The sequence below is a fragment of the Flavivirga amylovorans genome (genome assembly GCF_030540875.1).
Taxonomy (GTDB): Bacteria; Bacteroidota; Bacteroidia; order Flavobacteriales; family Flavobacteriaceae; genus Flavivirga; species Flavivirga amylovorans.
On record NZ_JAUOEM010000003.1, the window covers coordinates 195,512 to 216,842 of the forward strand.

The 21,331-nt window shown below is 32.2% G+C and carries 12 protein-coding genes; 6 read left to right on the top strand and 6 right to left on the bottom strand.

The genetic code is table 11. The features are described 5' to 3' along the window. Nucleotides 1-8 precede the first annotated feature (8 nt). Nucleotides 9-3,494 (bottom strand): SusC/RagA family TonB-linked outer membrane protein, encoded by a 3,486-nt coding sequence (locus Q4Q39_RS09405; protein WP_303282178.1) that lies wholly within the window; start codon nucleotides 3,492-3,494, stop codon nucleotides 9-11. A 163-nt stretch (nucleotides 3,495-3,657) separates the two neighbouring features. After that, nucleotides 3,658-4,806 (bottom strand): FecR family protein, encoded by a 1,149-nt coding sequence (locus tag Q4Q39_RS09410; protein ID WP_303282179.1) that lies wholly within the window; start codon nucleotides 4,804-4,806, stop codon nucleotides 3,658-3,660. Nucleotides 4,807-4,899: 93 nt separating this feature from the next. Between Q4Q39_RS09410 and Q4Q39_RS09415 the strand changes: the two genes are divergently transcribed. Further along, nucleotides 4,900-5,478, top strand: coding sequence for an RNA polymerase sigma factor (locus Q4Q39_RS09415; RefSeq protein ID WP_303282180.1), 579 nt, complete (start codon nucleotides 4,900-4,902; stop codon nucleotides 5,476-5,478). Nucleotides 5,479-5,703: 225 nt separating this feature from the next. On the opposite strand, the gene Q4Q39_RS09420 is transcribed toward Q4Q39_RS09415, so the two are convergent. The 4 genes from Q4Q39_RS09420 to Q4Q39_RS09435 form a co-directional block, all read right to left on the bottom strand. After that, nucleotides 5,704-6,705 (bottom strand): TlpA family protein disulfide reductase, encoded by a 1,002-nt coding sequence (locus tag Q4Q39_RS09420; protein ID WP_303282181.1) that lies wholly within the window; start codon nucleotides 6,703-6,705, stop codon nucleotides 5,704-5,706. 508 nt (nucleotides 6,706-7,213) lie between these two features. Then, on the bottom strand, nucleotides 7,214-8,629 hold the full coding sequence (locus Q4Q39_RS09425; RefSeq protein ID WP_303282182.1) for a RagB/SusD family nutrient uptake outer membrane protein: 1,416 nt from the start codon (nucleotides 8,627-8,629) through the stop codon (nucleotides 7,214-7,216). A 12-nt stretch (nucleotides 8,630-8,641) separates the two neighbouring features. Beyond that, a complete protein-coding gene (locus Q4Q39_RS09430; protein ID WP_303282183.1) occupies nucleotides 8,642-12,235 on the bottom strand; it encodes a SusC/RagA family TonB-linked outer membrane protein in 3,594 nt (1,197 codons plus the stop codon). Nucleotides 12,236-12,391: 156 nt separating this feature from the next. Beyond that, the gene (locus tag Q4Q39_RS09435; protein WP_303282184.1) at nucleotides 12,392-13,543 is read right to left on the bottom strand and encodes a FecR family protein; all 1,152 of its coding nucleotides are present in this window, start codon (nucleotides 13,541-13,543) and stop codon (nucleotides 12,392-12,394) included. A gap of 122 nt (nucleotides 13,544-13,665) precedes the next feature. On the opposite strand from Q4Q39_RS09435, the gene Q4Q39_RS09440 reads away from it, so the two are divergent. The 5 genes from Q4Q39_RS09440 to Q4Q39_RS09460 all read left to right on the top strand — a co-directional run bounded on the left by Q4Q39_RS09440 (nucleotide 13,666) and on the right by Q4Q39_RS09460 (nucleotide 21,312). After that, complete coding sequence (locus tag Q4Q39_RS09440) at nucleotides 13,666-14,244, top strand: RNA polymerase sigma factor (protein ID WP_303282185.1); 579 nt, start codon at nucleotides 13,666-13,668, stop codon at nucleotides 14,242-14,244. A gap of 446 nt (nucleotides 14,245-14,690) precedes the next feature. Beyond that, nucleotides 14,691-15,134, top strand: coding sequence for a hypothetical protein (locus Q4Q39_RS09445; RefSeq protein ID WP_303282186.1), 444 nt, complete (start codon nucleotides 14,691-14,693; stop codon nucleotides 15,132-15,134). A 429-nt stretch (nucleotides 15,135-15,563) separates the two neighbouring features. Then, on the top strand, nucleotides 15,564-16,874 hold the full coding sequence (locus tag Q4Q39_RS09450; protein WP_303282187.1) for a beta-helix domain-containing protein: 1,311 nt from the start codon (nucleotides 15,564-15,566) through the stop codon (nucleotides 16,872-16,874). 177 nt (nucleotides 16,875-17,051) lie between these two features. Beyond that, entirely contained in the window at nucleotides 17,052-18,512 is a 1,461-nt protein-coding gene (locus tag Q4Q39_RS09455; RefSeq protein ID WP_303282188.1) for a T9SS type B sorting domain-containing protein, read from the top strand. A gap of 1 nt (nucleotide 18,513) precedes the next feature. Then, entirely contained in the window at nucleotides 18,514-21,312 is a 2,799-nt protein-coding gene (locus Q4Q39_RS09460) for a PorP/SprF family type IX secretion system membrane protein (RefSeq protein ID WP_303282189.1), read from the top strand. Nucleotides 21,313-21,331: the final 19 nt, after the last annotated feature.

The following is a 21,331-nucleotide window of genomic DNA, read 5'->3' on the forward strand; positions in this document are numbered from 1 at the left end:
TATTTTTTTTAAAAGTTAGCATTTACTCCAATGGTGAACGTAGGTCTCTGTGTAAAAAATGTAGGCTTGTTTTGTGTAACAATTAAGCCTTCAGGATCTACATCCCACTTATTGAAATTAATTAGCGCAAGGTTTCTACCTTGTAGATTTATACTCAATCCATTTAAACCAATTTTATTTGCTATTTTTTGATCCAACTGATAAGATAAAACGACTTCTCTCAATCTAATATGTGAAGCATCATCAATGTTTTGACTGCCATATTTATAGAAATTGGAGTACATAGCTAGAGTAGCGTCAGCTCTTGTGGTTGGTGTTCTTGGAATGTTTGTGTTAGCCTCATCACCAGGGTTTTGCCATCTGTTCTCAAATTCTTCATGAACAAAATGATTGCCACCAAAAATATTTGGCAACTGATTATAATCTAAGAAATCTGGATTTCTAAACACATGACCAAACTTAAAAGTCGCTAGTGCCCTTAAAGTAAAGCCTTTGTAAGTGAATTGATTTATCCAACTTCCATAAAATTTTGGTAATGTGGTACCCTCATATTTAAGAGCATCAACATTATCAATAACATCATTCACCAACTCTCCATTTTCGTTTAAAAATAATGGGTCTCCTTCGTCATTTAACCCTTGGTATTGATAACTATACAAATAACGAAGAGGTGTATTTACTAATGGAGTTCTAGTTACGGTATACGTAAAAGGAGTATCGTTTGGCACATCAACTTTGGTAACTTCATTTTCATTAAAACTGAAGTTTAGCGTCGTGTTGTAATTAAACGATTTAGTTTTTACTACGTCTCCTCTAATTGAAATATCTAGTCCTTTATTTACCATTTCGCCTGCGTTAATTAAGGCCGAATTAAAACCAAGTATTGAAGGGAAAATAACGTTAGATAGCAATTCCTGACTTTTTCTTTCGTAATATTCAATGCTACCAGAAATACGGTTATTAAATAATCCAAAATCTAAACCTAAATTTGTAACAAATACTCTTTCTAGTCTTAACTCAGGGTTTTTTACATTAGATATATAAGCAAATGGGTTGCCTGTATTGAAATCACTAGTTACTGTTAATTGCACATTGGGACTGGTCTGGTTATTGACATTTCCGTTACTGCCGTAAGTCGCTCTAAGTGCCAAGTTGTTTATAACAGCACTGTTAAAAAAGTCTTCATTATGTATGGCCCATTTACCTCCAATAGAGAATAGGGGGATATTTTTATATTCATCACTAGCTCCAAAAAGGTTAGCGTCATCTAAACGAATGCTTCCTGTTAAAGTATATCTTCTATCATAATCGTAAGAGAAATTCCCATAATAAGAGATAAACCTATCTTCTAGATCACTAATTCTCTCTAAGTTTGGTATGTTTCTCTGACCAAAAAAGAATACTGTTGGAAATAAATCAGCATAGTTTATATTGCTATTAAAATCTAATGACTGGTCGTCATAGGCATACAGCCTATTTCCATGCGAACTTGATTGTACTTTCCTTACCTCATAACCAGCTAAGGCAGTAACATTATGCAAGTTATCTTTAAAGGACTGATTATAGTTTAATTGCAGTCTTCCTGATTGAGATTGACTTGTTTCATTATTAAAATCAACCATAGCTCCTTTTGGAATAGCACTTACAATGTCACCAGTAGCATTTCTTGTGGTAAAAGTGTTTACAAGATTTCTTACGGTGAATGTATTTTCGTTAAATAAGTTTTTTGTATTTATGTGGCCTCTTTCATATTGATACCTTCCTTCAATTGCCAAATGATCTGTTATATTATAATTCAAGGCTCCTTGCAATCTTATTTGCGAATTGGTACTTCTATTATTTTTATTTTCTAATTCTTGTAATAGATTATAGTCCCAATTATAAGGATAGCCATTTTCTACGCTGCGTTCTTCTTTAAACTCCTCATAAAAACCTCTAGGTTGTGCCAAATAATTACCATTTTCATCAATAATATTTTGATATTGATCCAAATCTTGTGCGTCAGTCAAACTTAAGCCATTTGGTTTGTTTCTTGTATGAGAATAGTTGATGCCACCCGTAAAACTAAGCTTAGGTGAAAGATCTATTTGGTTTCTAATATTTGCAATAATTTGGTCTCTATTTGCATGGTTAAATGAGCCAATATTTCTATTTTGGTTATAAGCCAAAGAAACTTGGTAACTGCTGCTCTGTCCTCCACCGCTAATACCTAAGTTATGTTGCATCCATGTTTCATCAGAAATAAATAGATCTTCAAATTGTTGTCTACTATCAATAGACCTTAGACCATTAATTATGTTATTAGCTTCATCTTCGGAAATTAAACCAGCATTTAACTGAAGATAAGTATTTAACCCATTACTAACATTAGAAGAATTAAATGCATTTGGTAAGGATCTCCATTGGTTGTCGGCTATATGTTTTTCTAAATCTAAAAAACTTGAAGTAGATGCATAGCGTTGCTCGTGTAAGTCCAATTGCGATGTAATAGAAAAATTAGAAGCATAACTTACTGAAGTTCTGGTATTTTTATGGCCTTTTTTTGTTACGACTACTATAACTCCATTTGCAGCCCTAATACCCCAAATAGATGCTGCAGCTGCGTCTTTAAGAATTGTAATACTTTCCACATCATTAGGGTTTATGGTTTCTAAGCCCTGTTCAACAGGAAAGCCATCTATTACAATTAGTGGTTGGTTAACTGAATTTATAGTACTAATTCCACGTACTACCGCACTTTGTGTTCCATCTGGTGCTTGATCAAAAAGTACACCAGCTACCTCACCTTCTATTTTATTAAAAACATTTTGAGCAGTTTTAATTCCTAGTGTCTTTTCATTTATATTTTCAAAAGACCCAGTAGCTCTTTCTTTTGATATTTTTTCATATCCAGTACTAAGTACGATTTCATCTAAAACATTTGTGTTCTCCTCAAGCACAACATTAATAGTAGTACTATTTTCTACAGGAACTTTTTTTGTTTTATAACCGATATAAGAGAAGATTAGTAGTTCAAATTGACTGGCTTTAATTTTGTACTTACCGTCAAAGTCTGACGATGCACCTCTTATAACAACACTATCACTGTTAAGAATAGCTATACTGGCTCCTGCAAGTGGCAAGCCATCTTTGTTGGTTATTGTTCCTTGTATTATTTGCTGATCTTCGGAGCGCATTATTCTATTAGGATCGGAAAGTTGAATGGTTTCCTCACTTACCAAAGAAAAATTATAGCCTCCTAACGATAATGTCTTTTTTAACAGTGCTTTTGTTCTAATAGTTCCCTTACTAAGATTTATCATGGGATAGTTCTTGAACATATCCTCATGGTAAATAAACCTGTAATCGGTTTGGTCGCTGATAATACTAAAAACATCATCTGCTGATACTACCGTATCTTCTTCAATCGTAATTTTTGAATTTTGTGACAATACGTTGTTGGGAGATAAACCAAACATTGTAGTACAAAATAGAAATACAAATGTTCTCATCATTATTGATAAAATTTTCTTTCTTCTTAATAAAAAAGAACAGCTAGTTAATTTTAGTTCCATAAATTTGCATGTGTTAGTTAATTAATTATTAATTGATTAATACTTATCAAAAGAGGGTTAATTGGAAAAGTTAGCGGTGAGATGTTGCTTTTCCTTAACCCTTTTAATTTATTATGACTGTTTTATCCTTAATTTCATAATTGTTTATTATTGTGGTTTGCTTTATTAATTTCAAAATTTCTTCTAAACTTTGATATTTACTTAGTTCTCCAATGAATCTTTCATTTTCTAAACTCTCATTCTCAAAAACTACGTTTACGTCATACCACCTTTCTATAGTTTTCATGATGGTTTTAAGAGGTAGTTTATTAAAAACAAAATCACCATTTACCCAAGCTATTTCTTGTTTAATATTTGCTTCTGCAACTAAAATAGTTTTTGTTTTTGAGTGAATAACTGATTGCTCGTTCGGTTTTAAAATTTTTGAATTTATATCGGTCGATACTTTTACTTTTCCTTCAACAAGGGTAGTTATAATGTTATCTTCGTCACTGTAAGCTCTTATATTGAATTTTGTACCCAATACCTCAATCTCTTGGAAGTTATTTAAAACCATAAAATTATCGCCATTATGGTATGTGCTAGGTGATACTTCAAAATAAGCTTCTCCATATACCAGTTCAACGTGTCTAGTTTCACCATCAATAAAGTTTACAGGGTATTTAAGTTTTGATTCTGAATTTAACCAAACTTGCGTTCCGTCTGATAGCTCAACATTATATTGACCACCTCTTGGAACGGTTAGGGAATTATATGTTATTTCTGTTATATTAGATTTAGCGTCATTATAAATAATTTTTGTGCCGTTGCTTTTTGCGCTATTGGTTACATAATTTTGACCTTTCTCTAGAGTAATATTACTACCGTCTTCTAATGTAAGCGTTGCTTTATCCGTGCCTTCTTTAATGGCGTTATTTACAATAATTGGTTGCTGGCTTGATTCTGACTTGTTTTTTACAAATAATGGAATGGTGATTAGTATTGTTATAGTGGCAGCAACAGCGTATTTCCAGTATGCATGTCTTTTCCTTTTATCTTTAATATTATGTTCAATAGCATTCCATACAAGACTTTTGCTGTGATTTTTTCTATGCTTTAATTGTTCGATAGAGAAATTTAAAGCCACATACTCTTGAAATATGATTTTATTATTTTTGTCTATTAACCAATCGTTAAGTTTCTTTGTTTCTTCATCATTGATTTGATTTGTAAAGTACTTAACGATTAAGGTTTCAATTTTTTTGGGTACCATTTTTAGCTATTTATATATTTTTATACACAATACTATAAAAATACCCCTATTATTATTTTACTTTTTTTAGTTTAGCTTTGTTTTAAATTGTTAATGAAGAGGAAACAAAAAAATAATTATTCAATAAAGGAGGCCTTTGAAGCGGGCAATAGAGAGGCGTTTAAACTTTTGTTTGAGGCATATTATGATAAACTCTTTGTGTATATTAATGGATTTACTAATGACTCTTTTTTAACTCAAGACATTATTCAAGATACTTTTGTTAAACTTTGGAACCGTAGAGATAGTTTAAAATTAGAACAATCTGTTACGGGATATTTGTACAAGACAGCATACAACACATTTTGTAACAATTACAGAGACCAGAGAAAAGAATCTAAAATGCTTGATAGTTTAACCTATGAAAAAATAACAAATCTATTAAGTGAAGATACTGATGAAAGATTGGCAAAGATTGAAAGAATAAAAGCAGTGATAGAAAAGTTACCTCCAAAAACGTTAAGAGTGTTTAAAATGAGTAAGTACCAGGGGTATAAATATCATGAGATAGCGAAAGAGTTAAATATTTCAATAAAAACTGTAGAAAATCAAATGACGAGAGCTTTTGCTTTTATAAGAAAAGAAATGAAGGATAAAGATACTTTTTCACTATTTGTAAGTCTATATTTTTAGGTTTGAAACTCGTTTTTAACGATAGATTTTCAACTAAATATTTTGAAATAAATTAAACCAGAAAAATCTAGTTTCTCTGGTTTTTTTCATTTTACTATTAATCAATAGTTAATATTTCGAAATTGCGCAAAGTATTCCTCTAATTTAGAGGATTACAATATGTTTTGCTTAAAAATACTTTTAACATCGATACTATTGAATTTATAATGTACAAAATATTCTATTCTATATATTTAATTCTTTAAATAGCACTTTTAATTTATCACTTGAAGGCCTTGGTGCATCTGCATTAACTACATTTCCATTTGGATCTATTAAAATAAATCTAGGTATTCCAGAAACTTTATATTCATCAACAAAAGTTTTATCTTCTTTAGCCCACAATTGTATCCCGGATAATGCTTTGTCTTTAACCATATTTCTCCAAGTATTGTAAGCCTTTTTTTTGTCAATAGAAATACTAACGAAAGCAATATTTTTATCATGATATGCCTTTTCTACTTCTTTTAAAAAAGGGATTTCTGCTTTACATGGACCACACCAAGTTGCCCACATATCAATATATACGTATTTCCCTTTTAAATCATTTAAGGAAGTAGTACCTCCCGCATAGTTTTCATAATCAACAAACTTTGGAGATGCTTGACCTTTTAAAGCTAATAATTGTTTCTTTTGGTACGTTCTCTTTAACATTTCAGTCGTCATTTTAGTATTCTTTTTCTCGCTTGCAACAAACGAAGAATCTAAACTTTTAGTAGTTTCTAAAAGTGATGTAACTGATTTTGTATACTCATCCATTGTTCTATCTAAACTAGCTTGATCCATAGCCAATAATGTTTCGTAATCGAATAGTCTTTTTTCAAGGATACCTTTTTTAACTAGGTAATTGTTAGCTTCTGCACCATTACCTGAAAAAACAAGTGTTTCATGAAATTTTTTAGTGTCTAAATTGATATTTAAATCGTATCCGTTTTTTAAATAAATACTGGCACGCTGTTCTCCATCAAAAAGAATATAATTACCAGTTTCTTCTACCTTTAAAGTGTCTGAAAAATTGCCTTCGGCATCTACTTTCATCTTTTTAATAACACTACGCTTGCCTATTAGTAGAGAATCTGAACTTTGATTTTTAATAGTTCCCGAAAGAGTGACATAGTCCTTTGTTGATTCTTTTTTACAAGCAACTATTACAATTACAATTGATACAATACAAATTAATTTTTTCATTGTTTTATTTTTAAATTTTTAAATCCCTTCTTTTAACCAAGCATTATACTCATCAACGTTTGGAGTATACGCTACAGGATTTATTAAAATTTCTTAATTATAATCCATGGTATTAGAGTGTAGTTTTTTCTTGCTTATATATTGCTATCTGTTTTCACATAGTTTTATTTCTTTGATTAGATATTTTGCTAAATATTAATTATAGTATGGGTTTCTGCTACTCCCTTTTTTTAGTATTATAATTAATGCTTTGTTAATTTGTTATAGACGATAAGTTTCACTTAAACAGGAAGTTATTTTAAATTTTATATCTAGACAAATTCAATATTATACTTCCAAATGTTTAATGGTTTTAAAGATAAAAAAGGCTGTCTAAAAAGTCTATAAGTTGTCATTTTGAGCGCAGCCGAAAAATCTCAACACGCTGGTATTCAAAATGTTTAATTTAAAGAGATTCTTCATTTCATTCTGAATGACACTTTTTTAGACAGCCTCTTTTATCTTTGTTCTACATTCCTAAAGAAACATTATCCCTTTGGTTTTGTTCCCAATCAGGATTAAAATCCATTACGTTTAGGGGGATATTTATCACCCAATTGTTAGCATTAGGTGCCATAGGAAAATCTCTACCAAATAGACTACGAGTTAATGTTTCGGTAAAATCGCCAGTAACCATTAACCTTTTCATATCGAATAAGCGCATATCTCTGAATGCCAATTCCTTTTTTCTTTCATCAAGCACAAAAGAAAGTGCTTCATTCATATCTGAAATATCAGAGGTTGTTAAATCTGTATATGTTCCAGTAGCAAAACGGAATACTCTAACTGTATTTAAATCATCCAGAATGTTTTGCAAATCTCCTCCTGGAAGCCTCGCTTCACACTCAGCTCTAATTAAATATAACTCTGGGACTGAAAGCCCAACATTAATATTACGTTCACTAGCCTCTATGTAAAACTCACCATTATCATTAAATCTGGTATTTCTTGTTAAAATTGGAAGCCTTATATCTCCAGTTTCAAAGGAATCTGAGAAATCTGAATCTAAAGAAAAACCACCTCCAAATATTGGATTGCTAGCATAAGATATACCATTTATCCAGCCAAACCTTTCTTTTAAATAAATAACTTCTGGATTATCAACTATTGCTGGGAATGGTCTATTATTGTAATCATGAATACTACTTTTAATTGTTAATGCCAAAGTTGCATTTTCTTTTGCTTTAGTATAATCATGCATAAATAAGTATACTCTTGCTAAAAAAGCATAAGCCATATCCTTACCTGGGTAAAAAGTCTTTAGATATTCTGTCTCAGGTAAATCTGGAAGCGCCTCATTCATTTCGGAAACCATATAATCGTAAACTTCTTGAACAGTATGTCTATTAGGAATTACCGCATTTAAATTTGGGCTAGTAATAATTGGCACTCCTAGGTCCGTTGAAGCTGTAGCCTGATTATAGGATTTACCAAAAGCATTAACAGCATCAAAATATTCATAAGCACGAGCTGCTCTTGCCATAGCTACTAACCTTTTTACTTCGTCTTCACTTGCTTCTTCTATGTCTTTACTAGTAGCTTCATCAATAATGCTATTATAAACAAAAATTCTTTCATATATATTATCCCAAAGCTGATTGCTTTCGGATGTGCTTTCATCTAAGAAATCCGTTCTTACAAAACGTCTTAAATTAAATAGACTAGTTGCATTTTTAAATCTATCATCAGCTGAGACTAAATCAGTCATCATAAGCATTGAAAAGGAAGAACGTGCTTGCATAAGGTCATATTTAATCATTAAAGACTCAAAATGCCCTAAAGTTGTAGGAATGAAAGTTCCATTTGGTTGAACGTTTAAGTAATCTTCACATGAAGTAATGAAAACCGTAAAACAAAATATTATGGTATATATTCTTTTTTTCATTTGTTCTAATTTTTAGAAGTTAATATTCAAACCAACAGTATAAGAAGTCATAATAGGTAACAATCTTGTACCATAAGATAATTCATGAGCTTCTGGGTCTATACCGTCATTATTCGCTGTCCATCTCCAAGGATTATTTACTTGTAAAATTAATTGAGATGGACCAATTGATAAACTAGATAAAACAGACTCTGGTATATTATAAATAAGACTTACTTCTCTTAATTTAATATAATCTGCGGATATTACATTAATATCAGCAAATTGATACAAATTATTGCTTAATATTGGTTCTGTAAAACGTGTTCCAATTCTTGGTACATTGCTAGTAGCTTCATCTCCTGATTGTTTCCAGCGATTAACCACATCTGCATGCGGTCTAGTAATTTGATTAAAATTAAGGTTAGGAACATCTCTACGCATTACATGCCCAAAACTACCAACAAACATTGTAGATAACTCTAAGTTTTTATACCTAAATTGAGATCTAAAACTACCAACCCAATTTGGTACAACAGAACCACTAAAAACAAGCATATCAATTCCAGTTAAATCAGTATACTGGGTTGTTGCTTCTCCATTTACGTCTAAAACTTGCGGCAGCCCTTCTTCACTTATACCGGCCCACTGAAGGCTATACAATCCATTTGCAGGAAGCCCCGGAGCTGAATATAAACCTCGCAATAAATTTTCTGGGACCTCTTTCCGCTCTGATGTTTCTACATCAAGTACTTCGTTTTTGTTATACGATACTAACATTGTAGCTCCCCAATAAAAATTTTCTCTCTGTATTAATTTAGTATTGAGTTCAAGTTCAAATCCTTTATTCACAATAGTACCATTATTTGCTGTAACGCGTCTTATTCCATATGTAGGGTCAATCTCTCTACTAGATAAAACATCAATACTTTTCCTGTGATAAAAATCTAAAGAACCTGATAACTTATAATCAAACAACCCAAAGTCTAGTTTAATGTTATTGGTTACAGTTTCTTCCCATTTTAGGGCATCGTTTTTTGGGGATTCTATTGTTCCAATTATTTGACCTGCAAAGGCATCAAAATTTTGTGATATTTGTAGTTCAGGAATTGCTCCCCTAACTACATTACCATTGCTGCCATAGGTATATGCTAACTTTAAATTGTTAATCCAGGAAATACTCTCCATAAAGTTTTCTTTAGAAATATTCCAGCCTGCTCCAAGAGACCATAATGGTTGCTGATTAAACCTGGCATTGCCTCCATACAAATTAAAGTTGTCTACACGGGCACTGGCATTAAGAATATATTTCTTGTCAAAGATGTATCCCATATTCCCAAAATACGAGGCAAACCTATCATCTTGAGATGTTATCTCTCTAAAATTTTCAAAATCATCAAAATAGAAAGTAAATCTATTCGCATTTAGTGATGGAAAAATAACTCCATTAAGATCATTTATATCTACAGGTTTTTCAATTAATGTTGAGGGGTCAAATCCAAATTGGGTTGATTTATAAAATTCATTAAACCTTTTATTAATTTCTCCACCTCCTAGTAATACAATAGAATGTTTACCAAAAGTTTTGTCATAGTTTAATGTTCCTCTAATAGTATAGGCGTAATTATCTCCTGTATTGACCTGTTGAAGTGCTCCCTCTGGAATTATCTCCTCAACAATATCACCAGTAACAAAATCAGTACGAGTAAAGGCAGCTCTTGACTGATTAAGAATTCTTGCATTTTTACTCCAAAAACTCTTATCTGTTCTGCTTCCTCTCTCATACTGAAAACCTGCGTTAAAAGTTAAATCTTTAGTGATTTTATAGTTAATATTCGTTTGTAATCTTGTTAAAAAAGATTTAAATCCTCTACTTGTTTCATCTATATCGTTAAGTAAATTGCTATGAGTTTCTATTCCATATCGATCTAATACAAAATCAGAATGCCTTAGATTAAAAAAACCTCTTAGTCCTAATGGTTCTCCTATGTAATTTCTAGACTGATTAAGATAGTTACCTTGATCATCTACTAACTGCTCCCAAGGAGCAATTTGATCTATAACAGCTGATCTACCACCTACACCTGGTTCCCTTGCAAAAATTGGCGAGTAATCTGCATCTTCGTAAATAAAATTCAACCCTAAACTCGCTGTTAAGCGATCACTAATTTTAAATTCATTATTCAATCTAAAATTGATTTTTTCATTTTCATTACCAACATAACCACCTTCTTTAGATAGGTAGTTAAGGGAGGCTCTATAGTTAATTTTATCTCCGCCTCCTTGAACAGCTAAGTCATGTTGTTGAATAGTTCCAAATGCCAATAGTTTATCTTTAGACTGATCAAAGTTGTCACCCCTAGCTCTAATTTCAGCTACAGCAGCATCGTACGTAATTTGATCAATAGCTCCATTTCTCAAATCACGCATTAAATAACTTAACTCTGTTGGTCTTGAAGTTTCAATAGTATTAGGGCCAATTCCATTAAGTGCATCTCCAAGCACTTCTTCTAAATAATCAATTGTTTCACTTGCATTGGCTTTATTTAAATAGTCTAAATCCCATTTTGGAGTTAACTGATGTGTATATCTATAAGATACTTTTGGTACTGAGGCAGAACCTTTTTTTGTTGTAATTACAATAACACCATTAGAAGATTGTGCTCCCCAAATAGATGCCGCAGCTCCATCTCTCAAAAAAGTAATTTTTTCAATGTTATTTGGGTTAATACTAGATAATCCTTCATCAGTAGGAAAGCCATCAATAACTACCAATGGAGAAGAGTTTCCTGTAATAGTTGAAATACCACGCATGATCAACCTATTATCGTTATCTGAATCTGGTAAAAAGTTTACCATAAAGTTAGCATCTCCAAAAGTAGAATTTAAAACTCCGGGAACAAGCCCTTCCAGCCTAGCTTGAACGCTAGTTTCCAATGTTTTTACATCTTTTCCTTTTATTACTGAATAAGAACCAGTAGCTCTTTCCTTAGAAATTTTTTGATATCCAGAAGACACCACTACTACCTCGTTTAATTCACTAATACTCTCTTTTAGCGTAATATTGTATACTGTTTGTTCTGCTTTAATTTGATCTTTGAAAAATTCATATCCTAAACCAGAGACAATTAAATAATGGCCAACATCTGCTTTTATGGTAAATTTACCATCAAAATCTGTTGATGTGCTTCTCACAACAAAGTCGCTGGATATTTTTTCTGATGTAGGCTCTCTATTTGATACATAAACAGTGATTCTAGATAGTGGTAGATTATTTTCATCTGTTACTGTACCAGTTATCACAAGTTCCTGTACCTCTGAAGCTTGACGTATAGTAATAGTGTTATTGGCCGAAATATTAAATTTGAAATCTCCTTTAGAAAGGCTTTTTTCTAATAATCTATTAGCGTTTATTACCCCTTTTTTCACATTTATTTTGGGATAATCTTTAAACATGCCAGATTTGTAGATAAAATTAAAATCTGTTTGGGTTTTTATAATTTTAAAAACCTCATCAACGCTTATGGTTCTATCTGCATCAATCTTGATTTTTGCATTTTGAGAGAATACCCCATCTGATGTTAAGCTAAAGACTGTAGAACAAAATAAGAGTATAAATGTTCTCATAATAAATTTTAGTAAGTTCTTTCGTTTGAAAGAAAGAACACTTGTTAATTTAATTTCCATAAATTTGTGTGTTAGTTAATTTATTAATTGACGTGTTAGGGAAATTGAGGTTTGTTTGGTGAGATATTCTAACCTCTTTTTCCTTTATTTTTAGTACTACCTAAAAATGATAGTGTCGTTGTTTATTTCATATGTAATATTATTTATAGTTCTAATAATTTCTAATATTTCTTTTATACTTTGATTTTTTCTTAAAATTCCTGTGAATAGGATGTCTTTAAGGGTTGGGTCTACAAAAATCACATTAAAATCATACCATCTGGCTAACACTTTCATGATTTTATCAAGAGGCATGTCTTCAAAACTAAAGATGCCTTCCTTCCAAGAGATTGCTGAGAACGTATCTACGTTCACTACTTCAATTCCAGAAGTATTCTGTTTAATTATAGCTTGTTGATTTGGACTTAAACTGGTACTAGAGGCGCCATTTACGATATTCACTTTACCCTCAACAAGCGTTGAGTATATGTAGGCTTCATATTTGTAGGCTTTAATATTAAACTCAGTGCCTAGAACCTCTAATTCTTGGTTGTCTGTAATGACACTAAATTTTGCACCATCGTGCTCGCTACTTGGAGATACATCAAAGTAAGCCTCTCCGTATATTAATTCTACCTTTCTTAATGCTCCGCTAATAAAATTTGTTGGGTATTTAAGTTTTGATTCTGAATTTAACCACACCTTAGTGCCATCAGAAAGTTTTACGTAATACTGTCCTCCTCTTGGTACGGTTAAATAGTTATAAGCTATTTCTGTTTTAACAGAATTGGTTTTTTCATAAATGATCTTTGTACCATCACTCTTTATATTATCAGTAACATAACTTTGATCTTTTACTAAAGTTATATCTGTACCATCTTCTAATGTAAGTGTTGCTTTATCTGTACCTTTTTTAATGGTATTATTTACAATGATAGGCTCGTGGTTTACTTTTTGTGTATTATTTTTTATTAATAAAGGAAGAGAAATAAGAATTGCTATAACAGCTGCCGCAGCATATTTAAATACGCTTCTCTTATACAAAGGTATTTTCTTTAATGGCATGCTAGTTTCTTCTATCCTTTTAATCACTCCCGCAAAAGCTTCATCAATATTAGCTTTAGACTGACTTAAGTTTATATCGTAATTGTCTCTAATATAATTTTCGAGCGTTATTTGATTTTGAGAATCTTCTAACCATTTTTGAAGTTCTCTGAGCTCAGCATCGGTGATTGTACGATTTAAAACTTTATATATTAAATATTTCATAATTAAATGTATAATTTGGGGTTTTGAGTTTTTCTTTTAATTTAATAGCGTGACTCTTTTTTTTAGAAAAACCCCCAAAAAAAAATATTTTTTTTTTAATCTTTGAGAAACTTTTAAATTTTATGAATGAAAAAGATGCCATAAAAAGGTTGCGAGAAGGGGATAAAACGGCATTTAAATATTTGTTCGAATTATTTTACGATAGGCTAGTAGCCTATATACTTACCTATACTAACGACAAAATGCTAGCTGAAGATATTGTGCAGCAAGTATTTTTGAATCTATGGAATGGAAGGGCTAAACTTAATGAAATTAAAAACCCGAAAAGCTACTTATACACAATGGTTTATAATCTTTTTATAGATAGCAGGAAACATGAAAAAAAAGTGAATAAACTTTTAGACAATATTTATGAGAAGGCTCTAAGAGAAAGGATTAAAGAAGATAAGTCTCTCATTGATTTAAGAATTAAAAAAATGAATGCTATCATAGAAACCTTACCTCCAAAATGTAGAGAAATACTTAAAATGAATAAGGTACAAGGTTTTAAGTATAAAGAGATTGCAGAAATTTTAGGGATTTCTATCAAAACGGTGGAAAATCAAATGGGGTTGGCTTATAAAAAAGTTAGAAAAGCATTTGAAAACCCCTCATTAATCTTATTCCTTATTAAGTCAAGAAATCTATTAAAATTTAATTAAATCCAAAATTGGCTAAGCTAGGTGTAGGAAAAATAATAATGGAGGCAGACCAAGAGGGGTGTCACAAAGATTAATAGATTTAACCCCTAAATTATAAGTTGTTTTATCAAAAAACTAAAAACAATTAATTATCCACTTTTTTGTTGCAAGTCCAGTTTTCTATGTTGCTAAATAGTAGTAAATAAGAAAGATATTGTTATAAGAGAATAAAAATAGAAGTAATTTTAGTTGTGCTTTTTCTTAAATTTCGTGAGTTATAGAGGCAAACATTTCATGTTTAAAAGCAATAATTTTCATTTTTGAGCTATTTTTATCTAATTGTAACTCACTGTTATACCATATATTTTAACAAAATTCAGGATAAAATGCAAAAAAATCGGTTAAAATGTTGTTTTTTAAGATTATTTGCATAGTTTTGCTATTCATAATCAAGAAAATTTTGTAATATGAAAATGAAAATTATATTTTTTAGTCTTAGTTTATTTTTAATAACGGGCGCAAGTTTTGCTCAAAAAGATGCCCCTAGAAGTATTATTAGTGAAAAAGTAGGAATAAAAAAATACCATGACAAGGATGAATTGGATCGCATGCAAAAAGGACAATTGTTAGAGCTTTATATTGAAAGAATAAAGCTTCTTGTTAAAACGTTGCCTTATATTGCATTTGCAACAAAACCAGGTGTAACAATGTCTACTTTAGGTATTCCAAATACAAAAGATAACAGATCTACTTTAGAAGACGAATTTGAAGCATCTGATGCATTTTTAGAAACAACTCTAAATTTTCAGAGAACCATGCTGCCATACTCAGATAAAAGTAATTTAGTAGCAGCTATTATATTCTACGAAGATACAATGAAAGCACTGCATCAATACAGTGAATTTCGTTAATTAAGATTTGTTTATATTATTTGTTTATCGGACTAATGATAAATAATTTTTTTCATTAACAATACAATATATAAAGGTTTAATTCTAAATTAAACCTTAAGTATCATTCTATAGTTTATTTTATAGTATACATTATTTGTATAATATATAAATAGACAAAATCATTTTAGTATACAGATTTTCTTTAGGTTATAAATTTTATAAAAATAAGCTTTTTTGTTTTTATAAAATTTAAAACATTAGCAATGTAAGATTTTCTATTCGCAAAGAGTAGTTAAAATAGATACAGTGTATTACATCGAGTAAATTAATAAGTAAATTCTTTCAATATTATGCATTTCATCGAATATATTCGCTTTTTATGGAATTAAATTGTAAATAATTGTAAATTTGAATATTGAACTTAACAAGTGTTAAATATTAACAGCTATGAGAAAAATTATACAAATAGTGGTGTTGCTTTTATTGACTGGAAGTGCATCAGCCCAGCAAGAAAAAGGAATAATTGGTACAGATAATTGGTTGAATAATTGGACCGATTTTGATCCTAAAAGTGCTGACTACGGAGAACCGAATGAGATTCTTACAGGAAATATAACCGAGGATAAAAAACTATATAAGAAAGATATTTACCTATTAATGGGTAATGTTTTTGTTACAGATAGTGTTACGCTTACTATAGAGCCAGGAACCGTAATTATTGGTGATTGGGAATCGCAAGCATCTTTAACTATTGCTAAAGGAGCAACTATAATGGCAGAAGGTTTAGAAACAGATCCAATAGTATTTACTTCTAATAGAAGTGTTAAAAAACCGGGAGATTGGGGAGGTATCATTTTATTAGGTGATGCCCCGACCAATAAATTCGGAAACGGTTCTGTTGCATCTATGTATGCTAATCTAGACCAATCTTCGTATCAACATACAAATTATGGCGGCGAAAATGTTAAAAGTAATTCTGGTGTATTGAAGTATGTTAGAATTGAGTATGCTGGAGGAGGAAAGAAAGGAAGAGGAGCGGCTAAATTTGATGGATTGCTATTGGCTGGTGTCGGTAACGAAACAGTATTGGAAAATATAATGGTAAGCTATTGTGAAGGAGATTCTTTTGAAGTAATGGGTGGAGGTGTTAATTTTGTTAAAGCAGTTTCTTATAGCTCTAATAGTAACGATTTTAAATTTAATTTAGGGACACAATCTAGGTTAGATAATTCATTAGCTATTCGATCTCCATATGCTACCAGTAGTAAAGGAGCAAGATGTTTAGATATTTCTTCATACGATAAAAAAGAACAGGTTGATTTTACAAAGCCTGGAACATCAATAATTGCTAAAAATATGACGATGTTAAATATGAGTGATGATTTAAATTCCCATATTCAATTAGGCTTAATTAAAGAAGCTGTTTTTATAGGAGAAAAAGCGTCTCTGGATATTAATAAAAGTGTTATTTCTGGATTTAATCCAGCTGTAATATTAGATGATAAAATAATTATTAATCAAGAAAATTTAGAGAAAATTAAATTCGTTGATATGTTTTTTAATAACTGTAATGGAAACATATTTAAAGAGTATAACTCTAATAATGAGGATTTAGAGAATTGGTATGGTAATAGATCTTTTTACAATGTATATTCCAAAACTCAAAATTCAGAAACATTTATTGATTTAAAAAATAGAAGAAGACCTGACTATAGATTGCGTATTAATAAAATAATAGCAGCCAATGGCAAAAATTAAATTTACTGGAAGGGGTTCAGTTCATATAAGTTGAACCTTCCCATAAATTTAAGCAGAGTTCTTTTTAATTAAACCAACCAACAATTATTAAAAGTGATTTTCTATTATTCTAATGGTATCGTCGTTAGAACGGTAATTGTTTCAAAAAGTTTTATTAACTAAAGACAATAATATCGTATGCGAAACTTTACTATTACTACTAATATTATCATTGTTGTTTTTCTGTTTTTTGCCGGACAAATGAAGGCGCAAATTATACGAAACCCAACCTTAGAAATTACTAGCAGAGCTTGTGCGAGTGATACTTTTAATTCTTTTGAGGCAGAATTTGTATTTGAAGAAGGATCTATAAACACGTCATCCAATCAATTTATATTAGAACTTTCCGATGAAAATGGAAGTTTTTCAAATCCAGAAATACTTTTTACTTCTGCCATAGGAGCCATTACCACTTCACCAGGTATTATTGATTTTTCTTTGCCAACTACAGCAGCAGGAGATGCATATAAAATAAGAATAAAAAGTACTGAAACCGCATTTACAAGTAGTGGTTCTAAGTCTTTTGCAGCATACTATAAAATTCAAAACACACCTTTTACAATTAATAACTTAAATGATACTGCTGTTTATTGTGCAGGAGGAAGTTATTTACTAACCATAGACAATCCAGGAACAGGAGAAAACGATTCGCCATTACAATACCCTTCACTTACATTTAGATGGTATAGGGAAACAAGTCCGACTACATCTGTTTTTGTTACAGATGGCGCTAGTTTAGCTGTAAGTGAACCTGGGACTTACTTTGTTGAAACAAATTATGGTCCTTGTAGTACTCCAGATTCATCTTCAAATAAAGTAACAGTCAGTCAGGCATCCTCAGGAGGTGCTTCTACCGATATAAATTCAAGTTTAGGTAATCCATACTGCTCTAGTTTAGGAGAAACAACTTTAAGTACAGTCTCTGGAGGTGATAGCTATCAGTGGTTCAAAGATGGTAATGAGATTGATGGTGCTATAACAGAAACATATGTAACAGACCAATCTGGTTTATATGAAGTAAATGTTTCTTTAGGAACATGCTCAACAAGTGGATCCATTAATTTAGATGCCAATCAATTTACAAGCAGTATTGATGTTGACGAAAAGCCAGATGTAAACTTATTGCCAGCAAGTGGGACTTTAACAATTACTTTAATAGATACAGCTACTAATCCAGAATATGAATGGTATTTAAATGACGTTTTAATTCCTGGAGCTACTAGCGATAGTTTTGATGCAACACAAACAGGTGATTATAAAGCTGTTATAAAGCAAACAGTAGGATGTATATCATCAAAAGAATTTCTTTTTGCAATACAAGAAACATTTCCCGATGTAGAAAATATTCCCAATTTAATAAGCCCTAATGGAGATGGTGTAAATGATACCTGGGTCATCCCTAAAGAATATATTTCAGGAACAAATGCAGACATTGTAATAATTAGTTCTCAAGGAAAAATAGTATTTCAAACCAATGATTATCAGAATAATTGGCCAGATACAGAATTAAATCTTAAAGACGTAAACCCAGTTTACTATTATATAATAACGACCGAGGGTCAAAAAACAAAAAAAGGATCAATAACGGTCATAAAATAACGTGAAAAAATATCTAATACATATCGTTTTATTTTTATGTTGCATACAACAATTCCATACTCAAGAAGAAGTAAATGGAGTTGTTTCGTTTGCTATACCCGTTAGAAATTCCTTAAAGTTTAATAGACATATAGTTAACCCGACTTTTAGTTTTGTAAGAGAACAAAATAAATATGTTAGTTTTAATAATAAAAGACAATGGGGTCAATTTGATAATGCTCCACAAACATACTTATTCGGTTATTCAGGAAGGTTTAGAGAAGACATAGGAATAGGTGTGAGCTTATTTCAGCAAAACTACGGTGTATTAACTACTTTCGGTGGTCTTTTAAACTTTGCCTATAACGTTGCTTTAAGTAGAGATAGTAATCTAACTTTCGGTATTAATCTAGGATTTTATAGAAGTGGTTTAAACGAAGGTAAAGTAGTAACAAATTTTCCAGACCCTTCATTAGAAAACATACCTTCTAATTCTTTATTAACTATAAATCCGGGAATAAATTATGGAACAGATTTCCTCGATTTTGGACTCTCAATAAACAATGCCGTTTTATATAACCTTAACGGTTCTAAAATAGTAGAAGATGATCCTGAGCAAAGTATTCAAATTCATGCCATGTATACTGGATATACAAATTCTCGTGGATTTTTTGATGAAAGTAAATTTTCTGCATTAATCAGGTCAGAATTCAAAAAAGATAACACCGTTATTTCAGGAATGGCGATGCTAACAATTCCTAAAGGTATTTGGGCCCAAGCCGGATACAATACATTATACGGATTATTTGGAGGCATAGGCTTTAACATAAGTACTCAAATTTCTATAGAGTATAATTATGAAAAAGCTATGGGGGATTTAGTAGATTTTGGAAACTCCCATGATATTACTTTAGCTTATAAATTTAAAAACAGATACAGGTATAGATATAGTGGTGATGATGAAGAAGGTTCTATGATCATACCAGCTAAGAGATCAAGACGTGCAATAGCAAGACGAAAAGCTCCTTCTAAACCAAAAGTATCAGCACAAGATAGAGCAGCGGCAAGAGCAAAAGCTAAAGCAGATGCAGAAGCTAGAGCAGCAGCAGCAGCAGAAAGAGCCAAAGAAAGAGCAGATGCCGCAAATACCGCAGCCGCGAAAGCCAAGGCGGACGAAGAGGCTAGACTGAAACGTGAAGCAGATGCCGCAGCCGCGAAAGCCAAGGCAGATGAAGAGGCTAGACTGAAACGAGAAGCAGACGCCGCAGCCGCGAAAGCCAAGGCAGACGAAGCAGCTAGACTGAAACGGGAAGCAGACGCCGCAGCCGCGAAAGCCAAGGCGGACGAAGAGGCTAGACTGAAACGAGAAGCAGATGCCGCCGCCGCGAAAGCCAAGGCAGATGAAGAGGCTAGACTGAAACGGGAAGCAGACGCCGCCGCCGCGAAAGCCAAAGCGGACGAAGAGGCTAGACTGAAACGAGAAGCAGATGCCGCAGCCGCGAAAGCCAAAGCGGACGAAGAGGCTAGACTGAAACGGGAAGCAGACGCCGCCGCCGCGAAAGCCAAGGCAGACGAAGCGGCTAGACTGAAACGGGAAGCAGACGCCGCAGCCGCGAAAGCCAAAGCGGACGAAGCGGCTAGACTGAAACGAGAAGCAGATGCCGCAGCCGCGAAAGCCAAAGCGGACGAAGCGGCTAGACTGAAACGTGAAGCAGAAGCAGCAGCCGCGAAAGCCAAGGCAGACGAAGAGGCTAGATTGAAACGTGAAGCAGAAGCAGCAGCCGCGAAAGCCAAGGCAGACGAAGAGGCTAGACTGAAACGTGAAGCAGAAGCAGCAGCCGCGAAAGCCAAGGCAGACGAAGAAGCTAGACTGAAACGTGAAGCAGACGCAGCAGCCGCGAAAGCCAAGGCAGACGAAGAGGCTAGACTGAAACGTGAAGCAGAAGCAGCAGCCGCGAAAGCCAAAGCGGACGAAGAAGCTAGACTTAAAAGAGAAGCAGAAGCAGCAGCGCCTTCACCAGTTGATGATATTACTAAATCGATGAATGATTTATTAACAAGACTAGATGAGACAGTAGCTAGTAGAGATAAAGACCTTAAAGATTTAAAAGAAGAAAATGATTTAGGAGAGAAAGGAATTTTTACAGCTCCAAAACCTTTTAAAAGTATAACAGCTGAAAACGCTGCTTTAGAATCTTTAAAATCTGAGCTTGATGGTGTTATTAGTACTCGTAATAATAAAATTACAGCATTAGAAAAATCATATAAAGGGTCGATTAATCCAGCAGAATTAAAAATGCTGGAAAGATTGAAATCTGAACAAGCACAGGCTTTAAATTCAAGAAAAAATTTAATGGCCACATTAGAAAAAATTAAAGTAGCTACAGAAATAGAGAGAAAACGAAGAATTAAAAGAGCAGCTTACGATAATGCAGATGATAGGTATTCTAAAGATATGGCAACATTAAATAGAATTAAACGAAATACACCTGTTAGCGCAGTGCCTCTTAAAGAAGAAGATTTTGATTTTGGAGAAAAACAAAGCGGAAACATACGAATTGTAAAGGATATTAAAAATGTAGAAAGCGGTTATTATTTAGTAATTGCAGTACATAATGATGTTGATAAGAGAGATGAATTTGTGAAGAAAACGGTCTCTGCTGGACAAGCAGATGTAAACTTTTTCTACGATGAAAACACTAGTAAATATTTCATTTATTATGAAAAATATAGTAGTGTAGAACAAGCAACTAGAGCTTTACAGTCTAAAGGAGATAAACCATATAATGGCAAAATGTCAATGGTTAAAATAGAAAATTAAAATATATATATGTAATAAA